Genomic DNA, 26,364 nt, shown 5'->3' on the forward strand with positions numbered 1-26,364 from the left:
AGGCGGGGGCGGGGGAGGAGATGGTGGTCATGGTCTGGGTCCTTTGGCTCTCGGTGGGTCCCGTGCTGCGGGAGTGAGGCCATGCTACCGATCCAGCATGATCGGCCCAGACAATAGAGGCGATGAACGCGATAGAGAGCGCCTATGGAGAGGGAGTGCCGGGTATTATCCATCCTCAGCCCTACCGGCCGACCATCGTCACCACGCTATGACGTAATTCGCGCTGCACAGCATAGTGGCAGGAGGCTGCAGGAAGCGTCACAGCCACACGAAAGCACCCTCACTCCTACACCCTGAGCACGGCCTTCTCATCGGATGCCTTGCGCGGCATCGAGGCAATCTCCGCCACGGTGATCGGCTTCACCGGCGAGCGCAGCCGGTAGTATCCGACATCGGCCGGCGAGACGCCGCGCGCGGCGGCGACCGCCTCGACCACGGTCAGCCCGCAGAGCCGTCCCTGGCATGGGCCCATGCCGCAGCGGAGCATGGACTTCATCTGGTTCGGACCCGGCACGCCAAGCGCAGCCACTTCGCGCAGCTGGCGGCCGGTGACCTCCTCGCAGCGGCAGGCCAGCGCTTCATCATGCGGAAGGCGGAAATGGTCGCTGGGCCGGTAAAGCCGGTCGAGGAACTCGCGGCCCCGGTCATAGGTCGCAATCCTGGCGCGGATTGGCGCCGCCAGCTTGTCACGCGCCTCGGCATCCATGCGGCCGAGTTCGCAGGCGGCATCGAGGCCCGCCAACTGGCCGCGGAGCGCCGCGATTTCAGCGCCGGCAATCCGGGACCCGTCACCGGTGATCGCGATGCCTTCGATGCTCGACCGGCCCCACGCGTCGGATCGGGGCCGGAAGCAGGCTTGCAGCTCACTCCATTCGAGGGCGCAGCCGGCGGCATTTGCCAGGTTGACGTTGGGCGTCACGCCCTGATGCAGCAGCACATGATCCGCTGCCATTCGCTCCGCGGGGCGCATGCCTCGATGAAACACGAGCTCGGCGGCACATGAAGCGCCGGGTTCGATGGCAAGCTCGGTGACGCCGGGGACGACCCGCACGGCCCGGCGCACCCGCATCAGCAGGCGCAAGCCCTTCGCGAGATAAGGGGAGCGCAGGAAGCCAGGAAACGCACGGACGGCATGCCGCCAATTTCCCGTGGGCGTGGTGTCCAGGATCGCGGTCGGTGGATGGCCGGCAGCGACAAGCTGGCTCGCAAGCAGCCAAAGCAGCGGTCCGGTTCCGGCGAGCACAACGCGCCCCTGCGGCACCATGCCCGAGGCCTTGAGCAACGTCTGCGCGGCACCGGCGCTCATCACGCCAGGCAGCGTCCAGCCCTTGACCGGGAAGGGCCGCTCGAGGGCGCCTGTCGCCAACACGGCGCGCCGCGCCGTCACCGCAGCGGCACGTCCTCCCACTGAAAGCCCGAACTGGAGCCCTGCATCCAGGTGCCAGACCGTGGCGCCGGGCAGGTAGTGCACACCACTCGCAAGCAGGCTGTCCGCCGCCGCACGACCCCTCCAGTAATCCTCGCCTAGCACCTCGCGATTCCGCAGCGGCGTTTGGGTGATCGCGCGAAAGATCTGTCCACCCGGCGAGACGGCCTCATCGACCAGCAGCACCTCCAGGCCATGCGCCGCGGCTTCGGTAGCAGCGGCCATGCCGGCAGGACCGGCGCCGACCACGACCACGTCGTAGCTCGGCTGGAGGTCGCTGACCTGTTCGAGGCGGGTCATCGCCCGATCTCCCGCTTGCCGGCCTGGGTTTCCACGACCATCCCCTCGCGCAGCGGAACCAGGCAGCCCTGCCGGTTGCCGACGCCGTCGATCACCACCAGGCAGTCGAAGCACACGCCCATCATGCAGTATGGGCCACGTGGCGAACCGGAAACCGCGGTCTGGCGGCAGGTGTCACGGCCCAGTGCCAGCAGTGCCGCAGCCACGGTGTCGCCTGCGAAACCTTCGGCGGGGAGGCCATCCAGGGTGAAATGGATGCTCGTCCGGCTTGCCGAATCACAGGCCTCAGGAAGCCGCTGGAACATGGAATCTCCTGGGGTGGAAGGCATCGAGGGCGTCGGTGAGTCCGCCAGCGGCGATCATCGGCGCGACGGTCAGGGCATGGACGGCAGCCAGGGTGACTCCGCTGTGGCAGGTCGCCAGGAAGGCGCCCGGCGCCGCGTCCGATTGCTGGTAGATCGGGAACCCGTCCTTGGTCATGACGCGCAGCGCAGACCAGGTGCGGACGATGTTGGCCTGTCCCAGCTTGGGGAACATCCTTGCGGCGCGGTCCGCCATGGCGCCCAGGATGCCGAGGCCCGTGGATTCATCGAAACCGGCTTCTTCCTGGCTGTCGCCGATCATCACGCCGCCTTCATCCGTCTGGCGCAGCGTGACAATCGGGTGGCTCAGGAAGGGCGCGATCTTCTCGGTGACCAGCGCCTGGCCACGTAGCGGACGCACCGGCGCTCCCAGACCGACCATCGGCGCCAGCCGTGCATTGCCGATGCCCGCCGCCAGGATCACCCGCTCCGCTTCGATGCTGCGGTCACCCGAGAGGATGCGGAAACCGCCTCCCGGCAGCTGCGTGATGTCCTGGGCCGGGAAGTTCGGGAGGTAGGCGCCGCCGCGGCGGGCGAAGACGATGTGCTGCGCCCGGAACAGCCGCAGCGAGTTCACGTGCCCATCCAGCGGGCAGTAGATCGCGCCTGCCACTTCGGGCCCGATCTCCGGAAAGACCTGGCGAAGCTGTGCACGGTCCCAGACCTCGTAGTCCAAGTGCTCGAAGCCGGGCTGCATGACCAGCCGCGCCATGTTCGCGGCGCGACGCTCCAGCTCGCCTTCACTCAGGGCCAGGGTGAAGCCGCCGGGCTGATGGAGCGACACGTCGATCCCCGCTTCCTCGCGCAGGGACGCGGCAAAGCCGGGCCAGAGCCGTACGGACTCGCGCGTCCAGGACGAGTAGCGCGGCATGCCCATGCCTTTGCTCTGCACCCAGACCAGGGCGAAATTCCCGCGGCTGGCGCGGTGCGCGACATCCCCTTCGTCCAGGATGGCGGTCCTGAGCCCCTGCCCGGCCAAGCCGAGCCCGATGGCGGTGCCAACCAGACCGCCGCCAAGGATCGCCGCGTCATAACTCTCGCCCATTCATCGCCCTCGGCTAGCGCGCCTCTCTGTCGCGGCAAGGTCAGGGGAGGCGAAGCTTAGGTCAATCCGATCCCGCTGCCAGCACCCTGTGGTTCACAAAGGGTAGCACATGGCTGTGCTTGATGCTTTGCTCCCATTGGCGTCGGCTTCCGTGTCCGCTGCACGAGTCAAGCGATCCGCGCCTCTGGGGAGAATTCGATGACGCAACCGTGGAAGCCTATCCTGGCGGCACTGGTGCTGGCCACAGGCATCGCCATGGCGCCCGGCGCCGGGGCCCAGGAAGCCTGGCCCCAGCGCCCCATTCGCATGATCGTGCCCTTCCCGCCCGGTGGCGGCACGGACACGCTGGCGCGGATCGTGGCGACCCGGCTGCAGACGGTTCTGGGGCAGCCCGTCGCGGTCGAGAATCGCAGCGGCGGCTCGGGCGTGATCGGGACGGAGGCCGTGGCACGCGCCGCTCCGGATGGCTACACCCTGGCCATGACGGCGAGCGGGCCGATGACCATCCTGCCGCAGATGATGCCCAACCCGCCCTATGACCCGGTGCGTTCCTTCGTGCATGTCGCCCTTCCCTCGGCGACGCCGTTGTTCATGGTGGTCCAGCCCACCTTCCCCGCACGCAGCGCGTCCGAATTCGTCACCTGGGCGCGTCAGAACCGTGGCCGCGTCAACTACTGCTCGATCGGCGTCGCCTCTCCCTCGCATCTGGTGGCGGAGATCTTCCGGCAGCGCTTCGAGCTGGAGATGGAGCACATTCCGCATCGCGGCAGCGCACCGGCGCTGACAGACGCGATGGCCGGCAATTGCCACGTGCTGTTCGACAGCGGCACATCCGCCTCGCCCCTCGTTCGCCAGGGGTCGCTGCGCGCGCTGGGCGTCAGCGCGGCGCGGCGCATGCCAAGCTTCCCCGATCTTCCGACGATCGCCGAACAAGGCGCGCCCGGCTTCGAGGCCAGCACCTGGTCCGCCGTGATCGCCCCCGCTGGAACGCCAGCCCCGATCGTGGAGCGACTGAACACCGAGATCCGCCGCCTCATCGCCACCCCGGCCGAGCAAGAGCGGATCGCAGCCCAGGGCGGCATTCCCCTGGACCTGACGCCGGCGCAGTTCACCGCCTTCCTGGAGCGCGAAATCCAGGCCTGGGGGCAGGTCATCCGCGCAGGGAACATCCGGATCGACTAGCGCCTCATCGCACCGGACGTGACCGAGCCAGACGGAGCGGCGTCGGCCGCCGCAACCGTCATGAGTCACACGGCCCCAGGGAGGGTCAGAGCGCCTGGGTGCTGAAGTCGAAGCGCGGCGGCAAGTTCTCGGCCAAGCTCTCCTTCGTCACCTTATGCACCGGGGCCAGGACGTTGTTGGTGACCCGGCTGATATAGGTATCGACCATGCCGCTATGGTCCTGCTTGCGGAGCGTCTTGGCCCCCTGTGGGTGAGCCAAGCTGTTCGGCATCTCCATGCCTTCCAGGGCCTCGACCACGCCGGGATCGTCCCTCTTGGTGCGCCAGCCGGAGCTCTCGATGGCGCGCTTGAGCAGGAACAAATTCTCCCAGGCCTGCCAGGCATGGCTCTTGGCATAGACACGGCGGCTACTCGCCTCCCGCGCGTGCACATCATCCACTTCCATCAGGCGCAAGTGCTCCCGGTGGAACTCGTCATCCTTGGCGGAGAGCACGCGCGGGAAGTTCTCGACCACCACGACGCCTTCGGCGGCGCCGTCGATATCCTCGGGAGCGATCGCCTCGATCGTGCCAGACACGCTGTACATCCTCATGGTGCGTGCGAGGCCCATGGATTTCGCCTGGGTGTAGAAGGCAATGGACTGCGCCCCGAAGAAGACGCTGAACAGCACCTCGGTGTCCTGCGGGATGCGCGTGAGGTAGGGAAGGAGGTCGCGCGCATCCAGCGGCACCGCGATGGGGTCGTAGACCTTCCCCCCGAGGCGCTCGATCACCGCCTTGTGTTCCTGGTAATGGCTGTGTCCCCACGCATAGTCGGGGAAGATCATGGTCCAGGTCTTGCCGAGGTTGTTGAACGCCCAGGGAGCGGCAGCGCCTGCGAGGGAGTAGGTGTCCGACCCAGTGCGAAAGGCCCAGCGGGAGCCGCGGGAGCCCGTCGCCTCCGTCGCCTCGCCGGTCGAGAAGTAGATGGTCTTCAATTCCGCAGCCAGGGGAATGGAGGCCAGCATGACGCCCGAGTGGACGGAGCCCTGGATGAAGGAGGCGCGATTGCGCTGCACCAGGCTGCGCAGCTTGCGTGCCCCGGCGGCCGGGTTGCTCTCCGTATCCTCGGTGACCAGGTCGAGGCGGCGCCCGGCAATGCCGCCGCCCTCGTTGATCAGCTTCGCCGCAGCCTTGGCTGCCTTGTCGTGCCAATAGCCCCAGGAGGAGAAGCCGCCCGTCAGCTCGATCTGGTGGCCGATGACGATGGGCCCCGAGGCCTGGGCATAAAGGTCGCGGGTGATGGCCACCGATGCGAGGCCACCCGCGAATGCGGTCTGGAGGAAACTGCGACGATGGGTCATCGATCGTTCTCCTTGAGGATCATCACGGTATACCGACGCCAAGCAGGCGGTGAACGAGATCCGGGTCGGCACGTAGGCTCGCTGGCGGCCCGGAGAAGGCGGAGCGGCCGCGCTCCATCACGACCACGTGATCGGCGATGGCCAGGGCGGCCTTCAGATTCTGCTCGACCAGCAGCACCGCGATGCCACTGGCTGCGATCTCCGCGATGAAGCGGCGGATCTCGCTGACGAGCCGGGGCATGATCCCCTCCGTCGGCTCATCCAGGATCAGCAGGCGCGGCTTGGTCATGAGCGCGCGGGCGATGGCGAGCATCTGCTGCTCGCCCCCCGACATGGTGCCGGCTTTCTGCGACAGCCGCTCCCGCAAACGCGGGAAGCGGTTCAGCAGTGCCTCCTCGATGGTGGCATCCGGCACTCCGCGCACGCCGAGGCGCAAATTCTCCCGCACGGTCAGCAGGGGAAAAATGCCACGCCCCTGTGGGACATATCCGATGCCGAGCCCTGGCCGACGATGGGCGTCCAGCCGCGTGATGTCGGCGCCGGCGAAGGAGATGCTGCCACCGGTGGCGGCGATCGTGCCCATCACGCAGCGCAGCGAAGTCGTCTTTCCGACGCCGTTCCTGCCCAGCAGCCCGACCACGCTGCGCCCAGGCACGGCCAGCGAGACATCCAACAGCACCGGGACGCGTCCGATACTCGCGGAGATGCCCCGGACCTCAAGCAGAGGAGTGCTCATGCCGCCTCCTCATCCTCGCCGAGATAGGCCTCGCGGACCGCTGGTTCCCGGGCGATGACGGCTGGTGGTCCGTCCGCCAGCACGCGGCCCTCGGCCAGCACCACGACCCGGTCGGCCAGGCCGAAGACGACATCCATGTCGTGTTCCACGATCACGACATCGGTGGTGGCGCTCAGAGTGCGGATGCGGGCCACGGTGCGCTCGGTCTCGGACGGCGACATGCCGCAGACAGGCTCGTCCAGCAGGAGCAGGGCGGGCTGCGTCGCAAGGGCCATCGCGATCTCGAGCAATGCGATGTCGCCATAGGCCAGGCTGCCGGCCTGGCGACCGGCCATGGCCTCCAGCCCCATGGTTTCGAGCGCGGCCTCGGCCGCGGCACGGGTGGCCCGGTCATTGGCGGCCGGCCGAAAGGGATCGAGCGGGCGGTGACGCTGGCGCGCCGCGATCCATGTGTTCTCGAGCACGGTCAGGCCGGCAAAGACCTGCTTGATCTGCAAGGTGCGCGCCATGCCGAGCTTCGCGCGACGATGCGCCGGCAGCTTGGTGATGTCCTGGCCACGAAACCGGATGCGGCCGCTGCTGACCGGGAGCAGGCCTGACATCAGGTTGAAAAGCGTGGTCTTGCCGGCCCCATTCGGGCCGATCAGCGCCGTGATGCCGCTGCCGATGGAGAGCGTCACGCCATCCACCGCCCGCAACCCGCCGAATTGCCGGGAGACGCCTTCAAGCTCCAGCACGCTCATCGGCCCAGGACCCGTGCCAGCATGAGGTTCCAGCCCCCGGCGATTCCCTTGGGCGCGAAGACGACAACCGCGATGGTCAGCGCGCCGACGATCAGCGGGTAATGCTCCCAGACGGTCGAAAGCTCCTCGCGCACAAGGATCAGGAGCGCGGCGCCGATCGCTGGCCCAAGAAGCGTTCCGGCGCCGCCCAACACGGTCCAGACCACGGCCTCGCCGGAAACCGTGTAGTACATGTGGGTGGCGGAGGCGTAGCGGCCGAACAGCGCGAAGAGCGCACCGGCCAGCCCCGCCAGGCCGCCCGCGATGACGAAGGCGATCCAGCGCACGCGCAGCACGTCGATCCCGAGCAGCGAGGCCTTGCGTTCGCCTTCCCGCACAGCTGCGAAGGCGCGCCCCAGGGCGCTGGCGCGAAGCCGGGCTTGCAACGCGAAGGCCAGCACGACGATCAGCAGTACGAACCAGTACTGCGTCGCGTCATCCCCCAAGGTCAGGCGAAGACTCCCCCAGTCGAGGATCGGCGGCGCAGCGAAGGACAGCCCGTCATCGCCGCCGGTGATCGGCTTCAGCCGCAGCGCCAGGAAGTAGAAGATCAGCGAGAATACCACCGTGATGATCGCGAAGTAGTGCCAGGTGAGCCGCACCGCGACGAGCCCGGCCACGGCCGCCATGCCCAGCGAGGCCGCGATGCCCAGCCCCATCGCCGGCCACAGGCCGAGGCCGAAGCGGTCGATGCCGATCGCCACGCCATACATGCCGAAGCCGAAATACAGCGCCTGCCCAAAGGAGAGCAGGCCCACCTGCCCGAAGAGCAGGTTGGCGGAGGACGCGAGGAGTCCCCAGATCAGGATCTCAGTCAGTACGACCAGCCAGAAATCCACCTCCATCCAGCCGAGCAGCGGAGGAGCAGCGACGAGCGCGATCAGCAGGAGAAGCGTCAGCGCGCGATTGACGGACAGGGCGCTCATGCCCGTGCCCCCGCGAAAAGCCCGTGCGGGCGAAGGAACAGCACAGCGGACATCAGGCATAGGCTGACGATCCGCGCCGCCGAGGGGTCGAGCACCGCACTGACCACGCCCTCCGTCACCGCGAGCAGGACGGCAGCCGCCGCCGTGCCGGGCAAATTGCCAAGGCCGCCGATGATGACCGCCATGAAGCAGGTCGGCAAAATCTCGATACCCGCGCGGAAATCCACGGTCGTGATGGGGGCGGCGATGACCCCGCCCAGCAGCGCCAGGCCGGCCCCGATGCTGAAGGTCATGAGCTGGACGCGTTGTACGGGGATGCCGAGCGTCATGGCGGTTTCCCGGTCATGGCGCACGGCGCGCATCCATGTGCCGAAGCGCGTCCGTTGCTGGAAGGCGAAGAAGGCCAGGAGCGCCAGGGCAGCCGCCCCGGCGGCCACCAGGCGGTAGGTGTCATACAGAACACCGCCCGGCAGCGTGACCGTGCCCCCTACGGGCGCCAGGAGGCGGCGGGGGGTCGCGCCGAAGGTGGCGCGAACACCCTCCTGCAGCATGAGACCAAGACCGTGCGTGGACACCACCGTGAGGACGATGGTGGACAGCACCGGGCGGATGGCGATGCGTTCCGTGACGGCGCCGAGCAGCAATCCGAAGAGGGGCACCAGGACTAGCGCGATCGCGAAGCTGCCGGTCACATCCACCGCGACCCAGGCCAGCACGGTACCAACCATGAAGAAGTCGCCATGCGCGACATTGATGACGTCCAGAAGCCCGAAAATCACGGATAGACCCAGCGCGATCAACGCAATGATGAGGCCCCAGGCGAGCCCGTTAAGGGCAAGTATGACGATGTCTTGCATGCATCTCCGATCCATCCGCGGCCGGCCGGCGCTTCCCTGTTACGCAACCTTAATGCCCCCGACGGAAGCCGCCACGGACATACGTGCAACGGCACTTGCAGCGGTTCCAGGGCCCGCGGCCCTATCCGCCGACGGCCGCCGTCTCCACGCCAAGCCTTGCGGCGATTCGCCGTGCCGTCGCTTCCCGCTTCTCCGTGATGGCAGAAACCGCCGTGCGCGCGGCAGCGAGGACCTCCCTCGGGGCGGTGTCCGGCGTGCCGGAGGCGAAAGGCGGCTCTGGCGCGTATTGCATGTAGAGCTGGATGCCCTGGGCGGCCGCGTCGCCTCGCACCCGCGCCGCCACTCGGAGGGCGCCGTCTATGCCAGCGGTGACGCCCGCGGCGCAGACCAGATTGCCGTCCTCCACGACCCGCTCATCGACCGGGATTGCGCCGAAATAGGGCAGCAGATGGAACGCGGCCCAGTGCGTGGTGGCGCGCCGGCCGCGAAGCAGGCCAGCAGCGCCGCAGATCAAGGCCCCCGTGCAGACCGAGAAAATGCAAAGCGCATCTGCGGCCTGGGCGCGCAACCAGTCCAGGACCTCCGCATCCTCCATCAGCGCTTCCTGGCCGAAGCCGCCGGGGACATGGAGGATGTCCAGCTGCGGCGCATCCGCCAGCCGCGCATCGGGCGAAAGCCGCAAACCGCGGACGTCCCGAACCGGCTCTGCCGTCTTGCTGAAGATGCGGTAAGTGGAGTTCGGAATGCGCGACAGCACTTCGAAGGGCCCCGTCAGGTCGATCTGGTCGAGCCCTTCGAACAGCAGCGAGCCGATCTGCAAGTGACGGTCGGGGTCGATCATGCTCTTGGCCCTTCTGGAAAATGGGGGCCGCTTGCAGCAGAGCGCGGCGTGCAGCTCAGGACGCAAGCGTAGCCGCCATCAGGATCGAGGAATCACTTCCCTAGCTCCTCGAGTTTGGACGCAAGAGGATGGGCCCGCAACTCCGATCACCGTTCAACGGGCCGTCACGCCGCCAGGGCCGGAGGCCTGCGCAAACGCGCGACGGCGTTTGCAACGATGGCGGGTGCCACTGCCCACTATCGTCACGGCATGATCGGGGAAACCGAGGAACGCCCTCATGCCCCTGCCGAGGATCATGGTTGCCGCTGCACATTTGGCGCCGGTATGGATGGACGCCGCCGCAACGGCGGATAAGGCCTGCGACGCGATTGCCGAGGCTGCGCGGAAGGGCGCCGGGCTGATCGCCTTCCCGGAGAGCTTCATTCCCGGCTTTCCGGCATGGACGGCGCTCGCTGCGCCCATCCTCACCCATGATTTCTTTGCACGCTTCGCCGCCAACTCCATCCGCGCCGACGGGCCAGAGGTCATGCGGCTTCGCCAGGCTGCGCGGCGGCATGGCGTTCACGTCTCCTTCGGCTTCAGCGAATCCACCGATGCTTCGCTTGGCTGCCTGTGGAACAGCAACATGCTGCTGGGGCCGGACGGCACGGTGCTGAACCACCGCCGCAAGCTGGTGCCGACCTATTACGAAAAGCTGGTCTGGGCGCCGGGCGACGCCGAGGGGCTGCGCGTGGTGGATTCACCCATGGGACGCGTCGGCGTTCTGATCTGTGGCGAGAACACCAATCCCCTCGCCCGCTACAGCCTGATGGCCGAGGGCGAGCAGCTCCACCTCGCCACCTTCCCGCCGATCTGGCCCACACGCGTGCCCGGCGATGCCGCAGCCTACGACATCGAGGAGGCGATCCGCATCCGCTGCGGCGCGCATTCCTTCGAGGCCAAGTGCTTCACCCTCGTCGCCTCCTCCCTGCTCGGCCGCGTGGCGGCTGAGGCGCTCTCCTCCCTTTCGCCCGAGGCGGCCCGCGTGGTGAAAGGCACGCCACGGGCGGTGAGCATGGCGATCGGGCCCGATGGCCGGCAGATCGGCCAGAGCCAGCGCGAGGAAGGGCTGCTGCTCGTGGAGATGGACCTCGCCGCCTGCGTCGAGCCCAAGCAGTTCCATGACGTGGTCGGCTACTACAACCGCTTCGACATCTTCCGCCTGTCCGTGGACCGCACGCCGCGCGAGCCCATCCGCTTCGAGGACAGCCCTGGCCTGGGCCGCACCTATCCCGACATCGACCCGGCAGCCTGAACACGACGCTTGCCTGCCCGGCCAGCAGCCTGCGAGCATCCGGCATCCCATTCATGGATGCAGGAGTGATGCCGAGACAGCTCGACTGGAGCACCCTGCCGTTCTTCCTGGAGCTGGCGAGGCAAGGCCGGCTCGCCCCGGCGGCGCGCCGCCTCCGCGTGGACCACACGACGGTGAGCCGGCGCGTGGCGGAGCTGGAGAAGGCGCTCGACCTCAAGCTGTTTGACCGCAACGCCGATGGCTTCGCGCTGACCGAGGCCGGCCGGACCCTGATGCCGCACGCCGAGGCAATGGAGGCCCAGGCCCTCGCCATAGCCGACCGCCAGGCAGGGCCAGGAGCCGGCGTCTCGGGCCGGGTGCGTGTGGCGAGCATGGAGGGCATCGCGGCGCATTATCTGGCGCGGCGCCTGCCCCTTCTCGCGCAACGCCATCCCGGAATCATGGTCGAGCTGGTCACCTCGCCGGCCCTGTTCAACCTCACGAAGCGCGAGGCTGATATCAGCCTGTCCTTCGTGCCGATGCGCGGACCGAAGCTGGAGATCCGGCGCATCGGCGGCTTTGCGCTGTTCCTCTACGCATCCCCGACCTACCTCGCGGAGCACGGCACGCCCAAGGCGCCCGAGGACCTCGCGCATCACCGCTTCGTGGATTACGTCGAGGATCTCGTGCAGATCCCCGAGGTACACTGGCTGCTGGACGTGGTCTCCGCGCCGCAGGTCTGTTTCCGGTCCTCCTCCATGTATGCGCAGGCGACCGCAGCGGCAAACGGGGCTGGGCTGGTACTGCTGCCCTCCTTCGCAGGCGAAACCGATCCGCGCCTCGTGCCCGTGCTCAAGCCGCATGTCCGGACGGAGCGGCCGGTCTATCTCGCGGTGCACGAGGATCTGGCCTGGGTGCCGCGGCTGCGCGAGACGGTGCGCTTCCTGGAGGAGACGCTGGCGGCCGACCACCGCTTCCTCCTGGAAGGCGCGGAGGAGTGAGAAGGCGCGTGGCTGCACGGCCCCTCGCGCCGATGCCGCCTTCTTCCACGGCCCCGGATTGGCGCAGCCTTTCGGCATGACCGAGATGCCCGAAGCAGCGCCGCGCGTCACACTGGATCCTCCCGGGCTGACGCGTCGCATTCCGTTGCAGCCGCACCAGATGACGGCTGCCGTGACGCCCACCGACCAGCTCTTCATGCTGGCGCATCTGGGCATCGCACGGCCGCAGGTTTCCGGGTGGAGCCTGCGCGTCGAGGGCATGGTGGATCGGCCGCTGACCCTGTCGCTCGACGAGCTGAAGGCGATGCCGCAGGCGAGGGTGGAAGCAGTTCACCAATGTGCCGGCAGCCCGCTGGAGCCGACCGTGCCAACGCGTCGTGCCGCCTGCGTCATCTGGGAGGGGGTCCGGCTGACGGAGGTGCTCGCTTCAGCCGGCGTCACGCCCGGTGCCGCCTTCCTCTGGTCGGACGGCGCCGATGGCGGGACCTTCGCGGGAACTCCGGTGCCCTTCTATCGAAAGGACCTGCCTCTCTGGCGTGTGGCGGAAGACGTCCTGCTGGCAACCCGCCTGAACGGCGCGCCCATCCCAGATGAACATGGCGGGCCCTTGCGGCTGGTGGTGCCTGGCTTCTTTGGGACGAATTCCGTCAAATGGCTTTGGCGCCTCATCCTGGCCGAACGCCGCGCCGATGGTCCCTTCACCACCACCTACTACAATGACCGCTTGCCGGATGGGACCGCCCGGCCTGTCTGGTCGCTGGCGCCCGAGGCCGTCTTCACCACGCCTGCGCCCGGTGATCTCCTCGGAGCCACTTCCCAGCTGCGCGGCTGGGCCTGGTCCGACGCGCCTGTCACCCGGGTCGAGGTCAGCGAGGATGGCGGCGAGGGCTGGTGCGTGGCCCGGCTGGATGAGAGGCGCGACCGGGCATGGCAGGCCTGGTCCCTCCAATGGCATTTCCTCCGCCGCGGCGCGACCCGGCTGATGTGCCGCGCCACCGATGCGGCAGGCGCCACCCAGCCGCTGGATGGCGCCCGCAACGCCGTCCATGCCGTGGAGGTTGTGGTGCGCGAAGGCTGAAGGAGGGCTTCAAGCCGCCGCGTGGTGGCCGCCATAGAGGAAGTCCAGCATCTGGTGCTTCAGCGAGGCGTAGCCCGGCTGCTCGGCCAGGGTCCGGCGGTCACGCGGCCGAGCCAGCGGCACGGGCACCACGCGTGCGATCCGCGCACCGGGCCCCGTGCTCATCAGCGCGACGCGGTCGGCGAGAAGCAGCGCCTCGTCCACATCATGCGTGACGAGCAGGACCGTGGTGCCGCTCGCCTCCACGATACGGGACAACTCCTCCTGCAGCCCGCCACGGGTCAGTGCGTCCAAGGCACCGAAGGGCTCGTCCAGCAGCAGCACCTGCGGTTCGATCGCGAGGGCGCGCGCAATTCCGACCCGCTGCTTCATGCCGCCGGAAATCTCATTCGGCCGACGCTCTGCCGCGGCGGAGAGGCCAACCCTGCCCAGGGCTGAGTCCGCCCGTTCCCGCAGCCGCGCCTGTGCCTCGCCCCGGAACCGGGGGCGCAGAGCCAGCAGCACGTTCTCTCGGCAGCTCAGCCAGGGAAGCAGGGCGTGGCTCTGGAACACCATGGCCCGGTCCGGCCCAGGGCCGGTGACAGGGCGGCCGCCCGACGCGACGCTTCCGCCCGACGCGGCCTGGAGGCCGGCCACCGCGTTCAGCAGCGTGGACTTGCCGCATCCCGAATGCCCGATCAGCGCCACCACCTCTCCCGGGCGCACCGACAGGGAGACGCGGTCCAGCGCAAGGTAGGGACCGAAGCGAACCGACAGGTCGCGGATCTCGACGGCGGCGCTCATTCGGCGAAGCCCCATCGCCGCCCGGCCGCGGCCAGTGCCTGATCCAGCGCCAATCCGACGCCGCCGATCAAGAAGATGGCCACGATCATCGCCGCGATCTGCAGGTTGTTCCATTCGTTCCAGATGAAATAGCCGATGCCCGACTGCGCCCCCACCATCTCGGCCGCGACGATGACGAACCAGGCGATGCCGATCGAAAGCCGGGCGCCGACCAGGATCATCGGCACGGTCGCCGGCAGGACCACGCGCCACACCGTTTCCAGCCGCGACAGGCCGAAGACGCGTGCGACGTTGCGCCATTCGGCGCGCAGTCCGGCAGCGCCCGCCGCGGTGTTCAGCAGGATGGGCCAGAGCGCCGAGATGAAGATGATGAAGATCGCCGCCGCCGCGCTGTCCTTCAGCGCGTAAAGGGCGAGCGGCATCCAGGCGAGAGGGGAGATCGGCCGCAGGATCTGGAAATACGGATCCAGCGCGCGGCTGAGGCGTGGCGAAAGGCCGATGGCGAAGCCCAGCGGCAGCCCCACGGCGAGCGCCATCACCCAGCCCAGCGCGACGCGGCCCAGCGACACTAGGAGGTGGAGCCCAATGCCCAGATTGCCGGGCGTCGAGCCGTCGAAGGCACGGGCGGCGAGTTCGCCTGCCTTCTCCAGCACCGCGGCAGGCGAAGGCAGCCCGGCTCCGGCCTGTGCAGCAGCGCCCCCCATCAGCGCGGCGTATTCGGGATCGACGGCCTCGGTGACGGAGCCACCAGTCGTCGCCCAATGCCACGCCGCCAAAATGACGATGCCAAGGAGGATGGCACCCACGCCGGGCCGGTCCAGCGGGTGGACCCTGGGCTTCGGCTGCACCATCGCTTGCGGCTCACCCGCGTCGAGCGGCACGGAGTTCGCCTTGCGGATCGTTGCTGTCGAAGGGCCGGCCCAGCACGGTCAGCCGCCCGAAGCCGGGCTCGGGAGCCGAGGCGCCGGCCTCGCGCAGAAGGCGTTGCGCGTCTGTCGCCAGCATGACCTCACGCGCCAGGGCCTTCGCATCGGTGCTGCCGGGCAGCATGTTCCAGCGCTGCATCTGCACCGTCAGCCACACCGCCATCGCATAATCGGGGAAGGGATTGTAGGTGACGCGATCCGTGGTGCTCCTCACCTGCCCCAGCCCGTCGGCGTAGCGGCCGGTCAGGACCTGGTTCAGGACCACCTCCGGCGCATTCACGTATTCGGCCCGAGCCAGGATCGGCGCCATGCCCGAGCGCGAGGCAGGATCCGCACAATGCACGCCGGACTCCACCGCGCCACGGAACGCGGCGAGGAACGTGTTGGGGTGCTGCTGGATCCATGCGCTCGTCGCGGTGATGGAGCAGCAGGGATGCCCGTCCCAGATCTCCTTGGATAGGGCATGGATGAAGCCCACGCCTTCATAGACAGCGCGCTGTGGTCCCGGCTCGCCTCCGAAGAACCCATCCACGCTGCCGACGCGCAGCTGGGAGACGTATTCACTTGGCGGCGTGACGCGGATGACGATGTCGCGATCCGGATCCAGCCCCGCATTGGCGACATAGGCGCGCAGTTGCAGGTTCTGGTGCGACTGCTCGAAGGGAACGGCGAAGCGGAAGCCCCGCCAGTTACGCGGATCGCGATTCTCCCGGTGGCGGTTGGCCAGAACCAGCGCGTTGCCGTTCTGGTTCAGCACGGTCAGCACCTTGGTCGGGATTACTGTGCCGCCGACGCCCGCGGTGGTGGACAGAGCGACCGGCATGACCTGCTGCGAGATGTCGAGTTCCCCGGCCAGCATGCGGTCGCGGATCAGCGCGATGCCAGGAACCTTGACGAGGTCGAGGGCGATGCCGTGCTTCGCGTAGATGCCGCGCTCATGACCGATGACCAGCGGCGCGGCGCAGGTGAGGGGCAGGAATCCCGCCTTGAGGGTGCGCTTCTCCGGCGCAGCCCGCTCCTGCGCGAGGGCATGGAGGTCGCCAAGCGGCAGCAGGTCGCCGAGTGCGGCCAGGAGCGTGCCGGCACCGACACTGCGCAGAAGGCGCCGTCGCAGCACCCGGTCCGGGAAGACGGCACGGATCAGCCCGCCCTCCACCGCGGACGAGGTCGCCCCGGCCGGTGAGCAGCCGAGAGGCTGATCGCCGCAGCCGCACAGCCCAGGCCCATGACGGCCTGCCATCCTCGGTCTCATCTTCGCCTCCTTGTCTTTGTGGGGAGGCTAACAGCAGGCCCGGACAGACGGTGCGGGAATCTCTGCAAGGGGCCTCGCCGGCGCGCGCAACGGGCCGGGGTCGCCCGCGCGGTTTGAACAACGCGCGGAGAAAGGGACGCGCAGCCCTGCAAATGGTCTCGCGATTTTTCCCCAGGGACATCGGCCTGGCCCCTGTCATGCTGAGCGGCATCACGACGGGGAACTCACCTCATGGCCGTCCCTTACCAAGTGAAATCGGTGGAGGCGGTGATGACCGGCACCGACATCACCGTCCGCCGCCTCACACTCGCGCCAGGGGAGGAGATTCCCTGGCACCGGCATAGCGCCACGGACGATCTCTGCGTGCTTCTCGAGGGCGCGCTGAATGTAGAGTTGCGCGAGCCCGAGGAGAAGCTGCGGCTCACGCCCGGCGGCAGCCACCGGACCCCTGCCGGACGGCCGCATCGTCTGTCCAATGCAGGCGGGGCCGATTGCTCCTTCCTCCTCATCCAGGGCGTGGGCACGCGCGATTTCCAGCGCCTGAGGGACGCATGACCTCGCGCCGCCTGCTGCTCGCCCTCCCTGCACTCCTCGCCGCGCACGCAGGCCAGGCCCAGGCGTGGGCGCCCACGCGTCCGATACGTTTCGTGCTGCCGCTCGCCTCGGGTGGCAGCCTGGACGCGCTGGCCCGGCTGATCGGAGCCAAGATCTCCCCTGCACTGGGTCAGCCCGTGGTGGTGGAGCCCCGGCCCGGCGCGGGCGGCAACCTGGCTTTCGAGCACGTCGCCCGCGCCGCGCCGGATGGCCACACGATCCTGGTCGGCTGGGACTCGCTGGTGATCAACCCGGCCCTCTATGGCCGTGTCCCCTATGACCCGATGCGCGATTTCGCGCCGGTGATCCAGACGATCGCGGCGCCACAGACCCTGGTGGTCCGCGCCGATGGTCCGCGTGACCTGCCAGCCCTGCTCGCCGCGGCGCGGAGCGCCCCCTTGAGCTGGGCATCCCCCGGCAATGGGAGCATCGGCCACCTGACAGGAGAGTTGTTCCGCGGCGCCGCTGGCCTGCGTGATTTCGAGCACGTGCCCTATCGCGGCGCGGCCCCGGCCGTGACGGATTTGCTGGCGGGCGTGGTCAGCGCGCTCTGGGTCAGCCTGCCCGCCGTGACCGAGCATGTGCGCGACGGCCGCTTCCGCGCGCTGCTCGTCACCGGGGAAGCGCGTTCCCCTGCCCTGCCGGCCGTGCCGACGGCGAGGGAGGCCGGTTTCGCGGATCTGGTGGTGGTGTCCTGGCAGGGCCTGCTGGCCCCTGCGGCCACTCCCGGCGCGATCCTGTCCCGGCTCAACGCCGAGGTGAATGCGGCTCTCGCCACCCCCGAGCTGCGGAGCTGGCTGGCTGCCCAAGGCTCCGAGCCCGTGGGTGGCCCACCAGAAGTCCTGAGAGCGCAGCTTCGCGGCGACCTGCCTCGCTGGGCCGAGGTGGTGCGCAGTTCGGGCGCGAAGCTGGACTGACGGCACGGGCGGCTGGGCTGCCCGCAGCTTCATCGCACGCGGCTAGCCCTCCGGACGAACCACTCTAGCGCCAGCGCAGCGACTGCGGAGAAGCGCATCGTTGCGCGGTGGTTAGCCGCCGATCTCGACGTTTGCCTCCATCGCCTCGACAATCAGCGTCTTCGCTATTCGGCGAGATCGGGAGAGGCACGCGATGAGCTTCGAGTTTTGGCTGGTTTACCTCGTCGCTGCGATCGGGCTTTCGCTCACGCCGGGGCCGAACGGGCTGCTCGCGCTCACTCATGGCGCCCGCTTCGGTTTGCGCTCGGCCACTTGGACCGTGCTGGGTGGCGCGCTTGGTTTTCTCCTCCTGATCGCCGCCTCGCTCGCCGGCATGGGCGCGCTTCTCGCAGCCTCCGAGGTGGCGTTCACGGCGGCGAAGTGGGCGGGCGCCGCCTACCTCGTCTATCTCGGCGTGCGGCTCTGGCGTGCACCGGCACCGGTCCTGACCCGTGATCCCGACCCGCAGGGAGAGCGCGATGCAGCACGCGCGCTGCGGCTGTTCGGGGACGGGTTGTTCGTTGCCGTGTCGAACCCCAAGGCGCTGCTGTTCTTCGCGGCCTTCATGCCGCAATTCATGGTTCCGGGCGTCCCCTTCGCCACGCAGCTACTTCTGCTCGGTGGCACATTCGTCGTGGTGGAGGTGATCTACGAATTGCTGTTGGCCGGCCTTGCCGGGCGGATCGCGCCGTGGCTGGGTCGCCATGGAAAGGTGTTCAACCGCGCCGCAGGCGGCACCTTCGTGGGGATCGGGGCGGTGCTGGCCACGACAACCCGGTAGCGCCGGATCTGCAGCCCGTCCGCAGGTGCTTTCCGTGACGTAGGGGCACCCGGCCGCCTCCGGGACGACATTGACGCCCTCTCTTGCAACGCCGCTGCCATGCCGCCTGCCTGCAGCCGCAGGCCCCATACAGAAGCGGCCCTGGCTCGCGAGAGCCAGGGCCACCCTGTTTCACACCGCTCGAGAAAGCGGCTTGTGCTTAGGCAGCGACCTTGCGACGAACCGCGGCGAGGCCGAGCAGGCCAATGCCGAGGAAGGCCAGACCCGCCGGCGCCGGCACGGCCGAAGCGCTCGCATTGCCGCTGACGCTCGCCGTGAAGCTGCAGATCGTCGAGCCGCAAATGCCGAGCGCCTGAGACAGCGCCGTGAAGGTGAAGCCGATGGAGGACGGGTCGCCGAGCTTGGAGGCGGGGATCTGGTCGGAGGTGAAGCTCACGGAGCCCGGCGGATCACTCGCGACCAGGCTGGCCTGGAAGCCCCCGTTGGGTCCAGCGACGCGAGAACCGGCCAGGGCGATGTCGGCGAAGGTGCCCGACAGGTAGTTGATGCCGGCGCCGCCCAAGCCCGAGGTGATGGTAAAGCTGCCGGCGAAGGGCTGAAACACGTCGGTCCCCGCGACGAGCGACGCGGCGCCCGTGCTGGTCGCATTCAGGGTCAGGTAGGCATCAAAGGGAGTCGGCGTGCTGTCCGCGTAGCCAGAGACCGTCACCAGAACGTTCGTCCCGGCCAGCGTCGTCGCGGTGTTGCCGCCGTTGGCGGTGGCGGTGATGGTGTTCGCCGTCGCGTCCTGCGCAAAGGTGATGATCGTCGTCGGCGCCGCCTGGGCCATAGCGCTCAGACCCACAAACGCGGCGGTCGTCGCAAGTAGTGCCAGCTTCTTCATCAATTAGTCCTCCTGGGACCGGTGTATCGTTGGTGCGTCCAGACCCTGCAGAGTTCGGCGACGAGCCCTTCAAGGTTTTGCAACGAGCAGTCCGGCCCGTCGATTGCATGAAAAAGCAAGCATTATGCCAAAGCGATAAGCCATTGTTATTGCAAGATTTTTTTTCTGATCCGCTTGCAGCCAAGCTAGACTGTAAAGAATACCGACAGGGCTCAAGCATGCTGTTTTCGGCACGTTCTACCGTCCGCCGGGGTCGCCCCGGACCCGAGCCGATGGCCGACGAAAACCTATCGTCCCACAGGCGTTATGGCTCTTGTCCCCGCTCCTCCACTCAGAAGAGCGGTGCCGGGGATGCAAGTCCTCGGGGACGCCCCAGGCCGGAGCCGCCAACCACTCACTATCTTTCTGCGGCTTCGAGAAGCCCCGCCAGCCCTCGGCGGGGCTTCGTCGTTTCAGGGCTCAAGACCGTACCGCTTGCGCTCCAGGCGCAGGTGCTCGCGCATCTGCTCCAAGGTCGCGAGGAAGGTCTCAAGCGTCGCCCTGCCCAGCGCGGCGGCTTCAGGGTGATTGTCCCGCTCCAGCTCCTCGACGATGGCGCGCTGGCGCGTCACGCGCTCCTCGCCCTCGCGAACGTGCCGTTCCGCCTGGGCCAGGGAATCCTCGTTCGCCACCGTGTGACCTCCTTCGCAAGGGAATGCCCTGAAACTTAAGCCTTCACTTGCCTTATAATTCCGAGCGGCATGACGGCGGACACCGCCTCACCTCGGCTCACAGGGCCGCCGCCCTCCCGCCCGCTCAGGCGGCGACGCGTTCGCTGGCGGCGATCGCCGCGGCTTCCTCGAAGGCCGAGACCGCGTCGCTCACATCCTTCTCGTCATGGGCGAGAGAGACATAGATCTTGCTGTCGCCCTTCAGGACGCCACGCTCGCGCACTAGGTCGTTGAAGCGACGCATGGTGGGCCGATGGATGTCGATGGACTCCCGGTAGTTGTTGACGCTCGCGCGGCTGGTGAAGATCGCGTCGAACATCGGCGGCTCGCCCTTGATGACCGCCGGGATGCCGTTCCTCTGCAGCGCATTGGCAAGGCCCTCGCGGATGGCATTGCCGGTGGCGTGGAGCTTTTCGTAGGCGCCGGGGCGCTTCAGGATCTTGAGCGTCGCGAGGCCCGCGATCGAGGCGACCGGATTGCCGCTCAGCGTGCCGATCATCGGCATGAAGCCTGCGCCGGCCCTCTCCTTGTCGAAATGCGCCATGATCTCGGCGCGTCCGGCAATCGCCGAGAGCGGATAGCCACCGCCGATCACCTTGCCCAGCGTGCAGAGGTCAGGCGTGACGCCGTAATAGGTCTGACCGCCGCCATAAGCGAGGCGGAAGCCCGTCACCACCTCGTCGAAGATCAGCAGGATGCCGAGTTCCGCGGTGATGTCGCGCAACCCCTGCAGGAAGCCCGGAACCGGTGGCAGCAGGCGCTGCATCGGCTCGACGATGACGCCGGCGAGTTCCGCCTTGTGGCGATGGATGATCTGCTTGGTGGCTTCAAGGTCATTGTACGGGGCGACGAGCATCTCCCCCTGGATCGAGTCCGGAATGCCGGCCGAGTCTGGGATCGGGCGCTCCGAGTTGCTCGACCGTTCGGGGGCGAGACTCATGAGGGCGTAGTCGCTCATGCCATGGTAGCCGCCCTCGAACTTGAGGATCTTGCTCTTCCCGGTGAAGGCGCGGGCCGCGCGCATGGCGATGGCGTCAGCCTCGGTCCCGGTGCAGGCAAATCGCACCTGGTCGGCGCAGGGCAACGCCTCGACGATCTCGTTGGCAAGCATGATGCCGTATTCGTTGTTGGCGAAGAAGGTCGATCCACGCCCGAGCTGCTCGGCGACCGCCGCATTCACCTCGGGATGGGCGTGACCCACGAGCATTGGGCCGGATCCGATGAGGAAGTCGACGAACTCGTTGCCGCTGACGTCGCGGACGCGGCCACCGCGGCCTTCACGAATGATGACCTCGGCAGCCACGTTGCCGAAGGAGCCGGCGGGCAGCACGCGGCGCGCCATCTCCACCAGCTTCTGCTGCTCGCTGCTCACATGCATCTTCGGCCTCTCCGCTTCCTCGCGCCGATACTATGCCCCCAACACAAGGGCGGACCGCAAGGGGACCGGCGCGCCAGCACCCCTACCCTCCCGCACCAGTTGCTGGGCTGCGAAGCTGTGAAATGCCGCCTGCCGGATGGGCGGCTGGCCGCATAGTATTGATCTTTCGGCACGGGCCTCGGTCAGATCTGCCTTTCGAGGGCGCGGAGGGACACGGCCTCGGCCAGGGGGCGGAAAAGGAGGGTCCGGAGCCCTTCAACTCATCCGACCTGTGCTGCAAGCTTCGGACCAAGCATCGAATTGGGAGGAGACGGAGCATGAGAACACAGAGCGGCAGGCGCTCCCTGCTGATCGGCAGCGCCGTTGCAGCCACGTCGCTTGCTGCGCCGGCTATCCGGGCGCAGCCGGCGCGCAGCGTGAAGATCGGCGTTCTCAGCGACATGAACGGCCCCTACTCTGCCAATACCGGGCAGGGCTCGGTGGTCGGCGCGAAGTTGGCGGCCGAGGATTTCATGCGGTCCCGTCCAGGGTTGCGGGTGGAGGTCATCCAGGCAGACTTCCAGAATCGCCCGGATGTTGGCCTCGCTGTGGCGCGCGACTGGCTCGATCGGCAGGGCGTGGACGCCATCCTGGACGTGCCGGTCTCCTCGGTCGCGCTTGGCTTGGCGGGGCTGGTAGCCGAGAAGGACAAGGTCGCGCTCTTCACCGGCCCCGCCTCCGCAGCCCTGACAGGGGCGAATTGCGGCCCGAACCACGTGCACTGGACCTACGACACCTGGTCCCTCGCCGCTGGCACCGGGCGCGCCCTGGTGGCGGACGGGGCGGATACCTGGTTCTTCATCACGGCTGATTACGCCTTCGGCCACGCGCTTGAAGCCGACACGGCGGGCTTCGTGCGGGAGGCCGGAGGCCGCGTTCTCGGCACGGCGCGCCCCCCCTTCCCCGGCACGACCGACTTCTCCTCCTTCCTCGTGCAGGCGCAGGCCAGCCGGGCGAAGGTGATCGGCTTGGCGAATGCCGGCATCGACACGGTCAACTGCCTGAAGCAGGCGGCCGAGTTCGGCATCACCCGCCGCGGCACGCGCCTCGCTGCGCTGCTGTTCCAGATCGCGGACGTGCACGCCCTGGGATTGCAGGCAGCGCAGGGGCTGACGCTCACCGAGGCCTTCTATTGGGACATGAACGAGGACACACGCGCCTTCTCCGCCCGCTACGCGCCCCAGATGGCCGGGCACAAGCCGGGCATGATCCACGCCGGCGGCTATTCCGCCGTGCTCCACTACCTCAAGGCGCGCGAGGCGCTGGGCGGGAATGCCAGCGGCCGCGCCGCAATCGCCTGGATGAAGGCGAACGGCACCGATGATCCGCTCTTCGGGCAGGGAACGGTGCGCGCCGATGGCCGCAAGGTGCACGACATGTATCTTTTCCGCGTCAAGACACCGGAGGAAAGCAAAGGTCCCTGGGACTACTACGACACCGTCCGCACCATCCCCGCTGAACGGGCCTTCCGACCCATGGCGGGCGCGGGTTGCGCCATGGTGCCAGCATGACCCCGGAGGAGCTTCCGGGCCTCGTGAATGGCGACCCGATGCTGCGCCGCTGGGGCCGCTTCCTGGATGCCGACGTGCTGCTCGCCATCGGGGCCGAGGAATGGCTGCTGCGGCTGCGCGACGGCGCGGTGGAATCCGTGCGCCGCGGTCCCTTCCTCATGCCATCCTGGACCCTTGCCATTCGCATCGAGCCAGAGGCGTGGCGCGCCTTCCTCTCGCCCGAGCCGCCACCCGGACGTCATGACCTGATGGCCCTGTTGCGCGGGAGGGAGCTGCGGCTGGAAGGCAATCTGCATCCCTTCATGAGCCATCTGCTGTGGTTCAAGGCCGCCTTCGCCACGCTGCGCAGCCAGACGATGAGCGCCGCGGCATGATGGAGCCGATCCGCGGCGGCTACATGGCCGTTTCCCTCGGTGGCAGGCCGCACCGAATTTATATCGAGGAAGCAGGCCAAGGCATTCCGCTGCTGTGCCTGCACACCGCTGGCTCCGACACACGGCAATGGCGTGGGCTGTTGAACGACCCGCAGGTCACGCAGCATTTCCGCTGCATCACCTTCGACCTGCCTTGGCATGGCAAGTCCTCCCCGCCCGATGGCTGGTGGCGCGAGGAGTACAGGCTCACCACCGCCTCCTATGTCGAGGCGATCCTCGGCGTTTCCGACGCGCTCGGCCTGGACCGGCCGGTGGTGATGGGCTGCTCCATCGGCGGACGCGTGGTGCTGGAACTGGCGGCGGCACATGGTTCGCGTCTGGGCGGAGTCATCGGCCTGCAATCCTCCTCTCACGTCGATCCCTACTACGACACCGAATGGACCCACCGGCCGGACGTGCATGGCGGCGAGGTCTGCGCCGGCATCGTGTCCGGACTCATGGCGCCGCAATCGCCTGAAATGGAGCGCTGGGAGACGCTGTGGCACTACATGCAGGGCGGCCCCGGGGTATTCCGCGGCGACCTGCACTTCTACAAGGCCGAAGGCGACCTGCGCGCGCGTCTCGCCGCCATCGACACGGCGCAGTGTCCCGTCTGGCTGCTGACCGGGGAGTACGACTACTCCTGCTCACCGGAGGCCACGCGGGAAACGGCGCGGCACATCCCCGGCAGCGATGTGACGATCATGTCCCGGCTCGGCCATTTCCCCATGAGCGAGAATTACGAGCATTTCGCCCAGTTCCTGCGGCCGGTGCTGGAGCAGGTTCGCTCTGCGGCGATGGCGCGAATGGCACCATGAGGCTGTAAATTATCGTGACAAACCCCGCGACTGGCGGGGCTTGTCGTGATGGTCCCCGGGCTTCTGGCTGCCAGAAAGGCAGGTGGCGCGGAGGCCCTCGCGGCGCCCCAGTCCTCATTCCGGGGCTCCAACTCGTTGGGGGGAGGACCTCCTCGAACCCCTGTCGCTTCAGAGTCTCTTTAAGTTCTGCGCGGCGAGTACGCCGTTTGGGATTATAGGGTCGGCTTGCGCTCGATCATCTCGATGCGCACGCGCTCGGGACCTTCGATGAAGGCGATGCGGACGCCAGGGCGGACCTGTTCGATGCCGGCCCCGAGCAGGCTCACGCCGTGCGCCGCAAGCTTGGCCTGCGCCGCGTCCAGATCACTGACGGCGAAGCCGACATGCTCCAGCCCCATGAAAGGGGCCGGCGGAGGCGAGGGCGTGGTGTCCGGCACCGCCTCGATGAAGATGTTCAGCCCGCCGAGTTCCACCATGCGCCGGAGAGCACCACGAGCCTGCACGCTGCCGGCGTCGCGGGCGCCGAGGACATCGACATAGAAGCGGGCCGTGCGCTCTGGATCTGGGGAACGCAGGTGAATGTGGTCACACCGAAACTCGACCATGGGTCTCTACTCCTGGCGGGGAAGGAATGTTTGAGGCGGATCAGCGGCGGAGGCTAGCTCATTCGGGCCAGGCGATCTCCACGCTCTGCCGCTCTCACCCGGCCGAAGCTATTCGCTCGCTGGCGCGTCCACCGCGTGGAAGCGCGGCTGTGGCCAACCGGCCTATGACCGCCCGAAGCTTCAATCAACGGTCACGCCATTCTCGACGATCAGCCGCCCGTTGCGTTCGAATTCCGCAGCGAGGAACTCGTTGAATTGTGGGCGCGCCATCGGCCGCGTGGTCAGTCCGACCTGCGCCAAGCGCGCAATGCTCGCAGGCTCCGCCAAGGCCTGCGCGACGGCGCTGTGCAGGCGGTCGAGGATCGGTGCCGGCACGTCGGCCCGGGCCACCATGCCGAACCAGGAATTCGATACGACGCCCTGCACGCCCACTTCATCGAAGGTCGGCACCTCGGGCAGCAAGGCATGGCGGCTGGAATCCGCCACGGCAATCGCCCGTACCCGGCCCTCACGAACGGCGCCGACGGCGTCGGGAAGGTTGGCAAACATCAGATCCACTTGGCCACTGATCACATCGGTGATGGCCTGGGCCGACCCGCGATACGGGATGTGGGTGAGCGGCGCGCCGGTGCTCGCCTGAAAGCTCAACCCCCCGAGGTGCAGCGACGTGCCGGTTCCGGACGAGGCGTAGGAGAGGCCACCGCGGGCCCGCGCGGCAGCGACCACCTCGGCCACCGTGCCGGCATTCAGCCGCGGCGATGCCACAAGCACATGCGGGTTGAAGCAAAGGAAGTTGACGCCAGTGAACTCGCGCCGCGCGTCGAACGGCGGATTCCGGATCAGCGTGGCATTGATCGTGAAGCTGTTGGCGATGAGCAGGATGGTGTAGCCATCCGCCGGCGCCTTCGCCACGGCGTCGGTGCCGATGATCGTGCCGCCCCCCGGCCGGTTCTCGGTGATGGCGCCCTGACCGATCAGCTCCTGCAGCCGTGGCGAGAGCAGGCGCGCGACGATGTCCAGCGAGCCGCCAGCGGTGAACGGCACGACGAAGCGCAGCTGCCGTGTCGGCCAGGTCTGTGCTTGAGCGCGCGCGGACATGGCGACGGCGGGGCAAGCGAGAACCGCCCGGCGAGAAAGCGAAGCATGCGACATGTGGAGATCCATAAATTTCCTGGCCATCGGCGAGATGCGTGCAGCAGGTTTCGTGACGCGCCAACTCGCGCGGCATTTCCCCGGCCGACACGGCTCGACCGGATAGAACGAGATGGCGGCGCGTTGTCCAAGCGGGCATGACCCGAGAAATCGTGGACTCTGATGGCCAGCACGCACATCATTGCGTGCTGGGCAGGCAAAACTTGAGCAGTTGCTTGAAGGACAGGCGGCCGCGTGCACCCAGCTTCCGCCATTCCTCACCAATAGCGCGGCTTGGCGACAAGAAGGCAGTGCCGGGCCGCACCAGCAATGACACCCGCTTGTGTCGCTTGGCACAACAGCCATAAGCGGTTTTCCGTTCCCTGATTCGATGCCTCGGCTCCTCGCGACCACGAAGGTGCGGCGGTGGACG

Annotated in this window: 27 protein-coding genes; 10 read left to right on the forward strand and 17 right to left on the reverse strand. The window is 68.0% G+C overall.

The genetic code is table 11. The annotated features are described in order from the left end of the window. Positions 1-286 precede the first annotated feature (286 nt). From JTJ31_RS25090 to JTJ31_RS20870, 3 genes are read right to left on the reverse strand one after another with little or no spacing between them, the layout of a single operon-like run. Positions 287-1,726, reverse strand: coding sequence for an FAD-dependent oxidoreductase (locus tag JTJ31_RS25090; RefSeq protein ID WP_207540678.1), 1,440 nt, complete (start codon positions 1,724-1,726; stop codon positions 287-289). Then, on the reverse strand, positions 1,723-2,031 hold the full coding sequence (locus tag JTJ31_RS20865; RefSeq protein ID WP_207540679.1) for a (2Fe-2S)-binding protein: 309 nt from the start codon (positions 2,029-2,031) through the stop codon (positions 1,723-1,725). Before JTJ31_RS20865 ends, JTJ31_RS25090 begins: the two co-directional genes overlap by 4 nt. Then, complete coding sequence (locus JTJ31_RS20870) at positions 2,012-3,133, reverse strand: NAD(P)/FAD-dependent oxidoreductase (RefSeq protein WP_207540680.1); 1,122 nt, start codon at positions 3,131-3,133, stop codon at positions 2,012-2,014. Before JTJ31_RS20870 ends, JTJ31_RS20865 begins: the two co-directional genes overlap by 20 nt. A gap of 198 nt (positions 3,134-3,331) precedes the next feature. On the opposite strand from JTJ31_RS20870, the gene JTJ31_RS20875 reads away from it, so the two are divergent. Beyond that, complete coding sequence (locus tag JTJ31_RS20875; protein WP_207540681.1) at positions 3,332-4,315, forward strand: Bug family tripartite tricarboxylate transporter substrate binding protein; 984 nt, start codon at positions 3,332-3,334, stop codon at positions 4,313-4,315. An 85-nt stretch (positions 4,316-4,400) separates the two neighbouring features. Here the strand turns inward: JTJ31_RS20875 and JTJ31_RS20880 are convergent, their stop codons facing one another. The 6 genes from JTJ31_RS20880 to JTJ31_RS20905 form a co-directional block, all read right to left on the reverse strand. Continuing rightward, a complete protein-coding gene (locus JTJ31_RS20880; protein WP_207540682.1) occupies positions 4,401-5,657 on the reverse strand; it encodes an ABC transporter substrate-binding protein in 1,257 nt (418 codons plus the stop codon). Positions 5,658-5,679: 22 nt separating this feature from the next. Continuing rightward, positions 5,680-6,393, reverse strand: coding sequence for an ABC transporter ATP-binding protein (locus JTJ31_RS20885; RefSeq protein ID WP_207540683.1), 714 nt, complete (start codon positions 6,391-6,393; stop codon positions 5,680-5,682). Further along, complete coding sequence (locus tag JTJ31_RS20890; protein ID WP_207540684.1) at positions 6,390-7,136, reverse strand: ABC transporter ATP-binding protein; 747 nt, start codon at positions 7,134-7,136, stop codon at positions 6,390-6,392. Before JTJ31_RS20890 ends, JTJ31_RS20885 begins: the two co-directional genes overlap by 4 nt. After that, positions 7,133-8,101 (reverse strand): branched-chain amino acid ABC transporter permease, encoded by a 969-nt coding sequence (locus tag JTJ31_RS20895; RefSeq protein ID WP_207540685.1) that lies wholly within the window; start codon positions 8,099-8,101, stop codon positions 7,133-7,135. Before JTJ31_RS20895 ends, JTJ31_RS20890 begins: the two co-directional genes overlap by 4 nt. Beyond that, positions 8,098-8,958, reverse strand: a complete 861-nt coding sequence (locus JTJ31_RS20900) for a branched-chain amino acid ABC transporter permease (protein WP_207540686.1) — start codon at positions 8,956-8,958, stop codon at positions 8,098-8,100. The genes JTJ31_RS20895 and JTJ31_RS20900 overlap by 4 nt, the downstream gene beginning before the upstream one ends. A 121-nt stretch (positions 8,959-9,079) precedes the next feature. Further along, positions 9,080-9,799, reverse strand: coding sequence for a DJ-1/PfpI family protein (locus JTJ31_RS20905; RefSeq protein ID WP_207540687.1), 720 nt, complete (start codon positions 9,797-9,799; stop codon positions 9,080-9,082). Between the two features lie 295 nt (positions 9,800-10,094). On the opposite strand from JTJ31_RS20905, the gene JTJ31_RS20910 reads away from it, so the two are divergent. The 3 genes from JTJ31_RS20910 (at position 10,095) to JTJ31_RS20920 (ending at position 13,151) form a co-directional block, all read left to right on the forward strand. Continuing rightward, complete coding sequence (locus tag JTJ31_RS20910; protein WP_268957114.1) at positions 10,095-11,093, forward strand: carbon-nitrogen hydrolase family protein; 999 nt, start codon at positions 10,095-10,097, stop codon at positions 11,091-11,093. Between the two features lie 68 nt (positions 11,094-11,161). Beyond that, positions 11,162-12,073 (forward strand): LysR family transcriptional regulator, encoded by a 912-nt coding sequence (locus tag JTJ31_RS20915; protein ID WP_207540689.1) that lies wholly within the window; start codon positions 11,162-11,164, stop codon positions 12,071-12,073. Positions 12,074-12,149: 76 nt separating this feature from the next. Continuing rightward, positions 12,150-13,151: a molybdopterin-dependent oxidoreductase gene (locus tag JTJ31_RS20920; RefSeq protein WP_207540690.1), complete on the forward strand. Its 1,002-nt coding sequence runs from the start codon at positions 12,150-12,152 to the stop codon at positions 13,149-13,151. Between the two features lie 9 nt (positions 13,152-13,160). Here JTJ31_RS20920 and JTJ31_RS20925 read toward each other — a convergent pair whose 3' ends face one another. From JTJ31_RS20925 to JTJ31_RS20935, 3 genes are read right to left on the reverse strand one after another with little or no spacing between them, the layout of a single operon-like run. Then, positions 13,161-13,934, reverse strand: coding sequence for an ABC transporter ATP-binding protein (locus JTJ31_RS20925; RefSeq protein WP_207540691.1), 774 nt, complete (start codon positions 13,932-13,934; stop codon positions 13,161-13,163). Beyond that, positions 13,931-14,815, reverse strand: a complete 885-nt coding sequence (locus JTJ31_RS20930; RefSeq protein WP_328805789.1) for an ABC transporter permease — start codon at positions 14,813-14,815, stop codon at positions 13,931-13,933. Before JTJ31_RS20930 ends, JTJ31_RS20925 begins: the two co-directional genes overlap by 4 nt. Next, positions 14,796-16,100 (reverse strand): CmpA/NrtA family ABC transporter substrate-binding protein, encoded by a 1,305-nt coding sequence (locus JTJ31_RS20935; protein WP_207540692.1) that lies wholly within the window; start codon positions 16,098-16,100, stop codon positions 14,796-14,798. The genes JTJ31_RS20930 and JTJ31_RS20935 overlap by 20 nt, the downstream gene beginning before the upstream one ends. A gap of 243 nt (positions 16,101-16,343) precedes the next feature. Here JTJ31_RS20935 and JTJ31_RS20940 point away from each other — a divergent pair, with 243 nt between their 5' ends. From JTJ31_RS20940 to JTJ31_RS20950, 3 genes are all read left to right on the forward strand, one after another. Next, positions 16,344-16,667, forward strand: coding sequence for a cupin domain-containing protein (locus JTJ31_RS20940; RefSeq protein WP_207540693.1), 324 nt, complete (start codon positions 16,344-16,346; stop codon positions 16,665-16,667). Continuing rightward, positions 16,664-17,623: a Bug family tripartite tricarboxylate transporter substrate binding protein gene (locus tag JTJ31_RS20945; protein WP_207540694.1), complete on the forward strand. Its 960-nt coding sequence runs from the start codon at positions 16,664-16,666 to the stop codon at positions 17,621-17,623. Before JTJ31_RS20940 ends, JTJ31_RS20945 begins: the two co-directional genes overlap by 4 nt. A gap of 193 nt (positions 17,624-17,816) precedes the next feature. Beyond that, positions 17,817-18,443, forward strand: coding sequence for a LysE family translocator (locus JTJ31_RS20950; RefSeq protein ID WP_207540695.1), 627 nt, complete (start codon positions 17,817-17,819; stop codon positions 18,441-18,443). 199 nt (positions 18,444-18,642) lie between these two features. Here the strand turns inward: JTJ31_RS20950 and JTJ31_RS20955 are convergent, their stop codons facing one another. From JTJ31_RS20955 to JTJ31_RS20965, 3 genes are all read right to left on the reverse strand, one after another. Beyond that, a complete protein-coding gene (locus tag JTJ31_RS20955; protein ID WP_207540696.1) occupies positions 18,643-19,326 on the reverse strand; it encodes a hypothetical protein in 684 nt (227 codons plus the stop codon). 452 nt (positions 19,327-19,778) lie between these two features. Beyond that, positions 19,779-19,997, reverse strand: a complete 219-nt coding sequence (locus tag JTJ31_RS20960; RefSeq protein ID WP_207540697.1) for a hypothetical protein — start codon at positions 19,995-19,997, stop codon at positions 19,779-19,781. Positions 19,998-20,121: 124 nt separating this feature from the next. Then, positions 20,122-21,414 (reverse strand): aspartate aminotransferase family protein, encoded by a 1,293-nt coding sequence (locus JTJ31_RS20965; RefSeq protein ID WP_207540698.1) that lies wholly within the window; start codon positions 21,412-21,414, stop codon positions 20,122-20,124. A gap of 317 nt (positions 21,415-21,731) precedes the next feature. On the opposite strand from JTJ31_RS20965, the gene JTJ31_RS20970 reads away from it, so the two are divergent. The 3 genes from JTJ31_RS20970 to JTJ31_RS20980 are packed head-to-tail and all read left to right on the forward strand — an operon-like array spanning position 21,732 to position 24,195. After that, positions 21,732-22,964 carry an ABC transporter substrate-binding protein gene (locus JTJ31_RS20970; RefSeq protein ID WP_207540699.1) on the forward strand — a complete coding sequence of 411 codons (1,233 nt, stop codon included), beginning with the start codon at positions 21,732-21,734 and terminating at the stop codon, positions 22,962-22,964. After that, complete coding sequence (locus tag JTJ31_RS20975) at positions 22,961-23,338, forward strand: hypothetical protein (protein ID WP_207540700.1); 378 nt, start codon at positions 22,961-22,963, stop codon at positions 23,336-23,338. The genes JTJ31_RS20970 and JTJ31_RS20975 overlap by 4 nt, the downstream gene beginning before the upstream one ends. Further along, on the forward strand, positions 23,335-24,195 hold the full coding sequence (locus tag JTJ31_RS20980; RefSeq protein WP_207540701.1) for an alpha/beta fold hydrolase: 861 nt from the start codon (positions 23,335-23,337) through the stop codon (positions 24,193-24,195). Before JTJ31_RS20975 ends, JTJ31_RS20980 begins: the two co-directional genes overlap by 4 nt. Positions 24,196-24,407: 212 nt before the next feature. On the opposite strand, the gene JTJ31_RS20985 is transcribed toward JTJ31_RS20980, so the two are convergent. Together JTJ31_RS20985 and JTJ31_RS20990 are read right to left on the reverse strand one after the other, a co-directional pair. Then, a complete protein-coding gene (locus JTJ31_RS20985) occupies positions 24,408-24,800 on the reverse strand; it encodes a VOC family protein (protein WP_207540702.1) in 393 nt (130 codons plus the stop codon). A gap of 180 nt (positions 24,801-24,980) precedes the next feature. Then, entirely contained in the window at positions 24,981-26,192 is a 1,212-nt protein-coding gene (locus JTJ31_RS20990; protein WP_207540703.1) for a Bug family tripartite tricarboxylate transporter substrate binding protein, read from the reverse strand. Positions 26,193-26,364 lie beyond the last annotated feature (172 nt).

Source organism: Sabulicella rubraurantiaca, from assembly GCF_017355885.1.
Classification (GTDB): domain Bacteria; phylum Pseudomonadota; class Alphaproteobacteria; order Acetobacterales; family Acetobacteraceae; genus Roseococcus; species Roseococcus rubraurantiacus.

Bases quoted from the DNA above. Each gene is read 5' to 3' on its own strand.
- JTJ31_RS25090 (WP_207540678.1), bottom strand. From the start codon at position 1,726: ATGACCCGCCTCGAACAGGTCAGCGACCTCCAGCCGAGCTACGACGTG.
- JTJ31_RS20865 (WP_207540679.1), bottom strand. From the start codon at position 2,031: ATGTTCCAGCGGCTTCCTGAGGCCTGTGATTCGGCAAGCCGGACGAGC.
- JTJ31_RS20870 (WP_207540680.1), bottom strand. From the start codon at position 3,133: ATGGGCGAGAGTTATGACGCGGCGATCCTTGGCGGCGGTCTGGTTGGC.
- JTJ31_RS20875 (WP_207540681.1), top strand. From the start codon at position 3,332: ATGACGCAACCGTGGAAGCCTATCCTGGCGGCACTGGTGCTGGCCACA.
- JTJ31_RS20880 (WP_207540682.1), bottom strand. From the start codon at position 5,657: ATGACCCATCGTCGCAGTTTCCTCCAGACCGCATTCGCGGGTGGCCTC.
- JTJ31_RS20885 (WP_207540683.1), bottom strand. From the start codon at position 6,393: ATGAGCACTCCTCTGCTTGAGGTCCGGGGCATCTCCGCGAGTATCGGA.
- JTJ31_RS20890 (WP_207540684.1), bottom strand. From the start codon at position 7,136: ATGAGCGTGCTGGAGCTTGAAGGCGTCTCCCGGCAATTCGGCGGGTTG.
- JTJ31_RS20895 (WP_207540685.1), bottom strand. From the start codon at position 8,101: ATGAGCGCCCTGTCCGTCAATCGCGCGCTGACGCTTCTCCTGCTGATC.
- JTJ31_RS20900 (WP_207540686.1), bottom strand. From the start codon at position 8,958: ATGCAAGACATCGTCATACTTGCCCTTAACGGGCTCGCCTGGGGCCTC.
- JTJ31_RS20905 (WP_207540687.1), bottom strand. From the start codon at position 9,799: ATGATCGACCCCGACCGTCACTTGCAGATCGGCTCGCTGCTGTTCGAA.
- JTJ31_RS20910 (WP_268957114.1), top strand. From the start codon at position 10,095: ATGGTTGCCGCTGCACATTTGGCGCCGGTATGGATGGACGCCGCCGCA.
- JTJ31_RS20915 (WP_207540689.1), top strand. From the start codon at position 11,162: ATGCCGAGACAGCTCGACTGGAGCACCCTGCCGTTCTTCCTGGAGCTG.
- JTJ31_RS20920 (WP_207540690.1), top strand. From the start codon at position 12,150: ATGACCGAGATGCCCGAAGCAGCGCCGCGCGTCACACTGGATCCTCCC.
- JTJ31_RS20925 (WP_207540691.1), bottom strand. From the start codon at position 13,934: ATGAGCGCCGCCGTCGAGATCCGCGACCTGTCGGTTCGCTTCGGTCCC.
- JTJ31_RS20935 (WP_207540692.1), bottom strand. From the start codon at position 16,100: ATGGCAGGCCGTCATGGGCCTGGGCTGTGCGGCTGCGGCGATCAGCCT.
- JTJ31_RS20940 (WP_207540693.1), top strand. From the start codon at position 16,344: ATGGCCGTCCCTTACCAAGTGAAATCGGTGGAGGCGGTGATGACCGGC.
- JTJ31_RS20945 (WP_207540694.1), top strand. From the start codon at position 16,664: ATGACCTCGCGCCGCCTGCTGCTCGCCCTCCCTGCACTCCTCGCCGCG.
- JTJ31_RS20950 (WP_207540695.1), top strand. From the start codon at position 17,817: ATGAGCTTCGAGTTTTGGCTGGTTTACCTCGTCGCTGCGATCGGGCTT.
- JTJ31_RS20955 (WP_207540696.1), bottom strand. From the start codon at position 19,326: ATGAAGAAGCTGGCACTACTTGCGACGACCGCCGCGTTTGTGGGTCTG.
- JTJ31_RS20965 (WP_207540698.1), bottom strand. From the start codon at position 21,414: ATGCATGTGAGCAGCGAGCAGCAGAAGCTGGTGGAGATGGCGCGCCGC.
- JTJ31_RS20970 (WP_207540699.1), top strand. From the start codon at position 21,732: ATGAGAACACAGAGCGGCAGGCGCTCCCTGCTGATCGGCAGCGCCGTT.
- JTJ31_RS20975 (WP_207540700.1), top strand. From the start codon at position 22,961: ATGACCCCGGAGGAGCTTCCGGGCCTCGTGAATGGCGACCCGATGCTG.
- JTJ31_RS20980 (WP_207540701.1), top strand. From the start codon at position 23,335: ATGATGGAGCCGATCCGCGGCGGCTACATGGCCGTTTCCCTCGGTGGC.
- JTJ31_RS20985 (WP_207540702.1), bottom strand. From the start codon at position 24,800: ATGGTCGAGTTTCGGTGTGACCACATTCACCTGCGTTCCCCAGATCCA.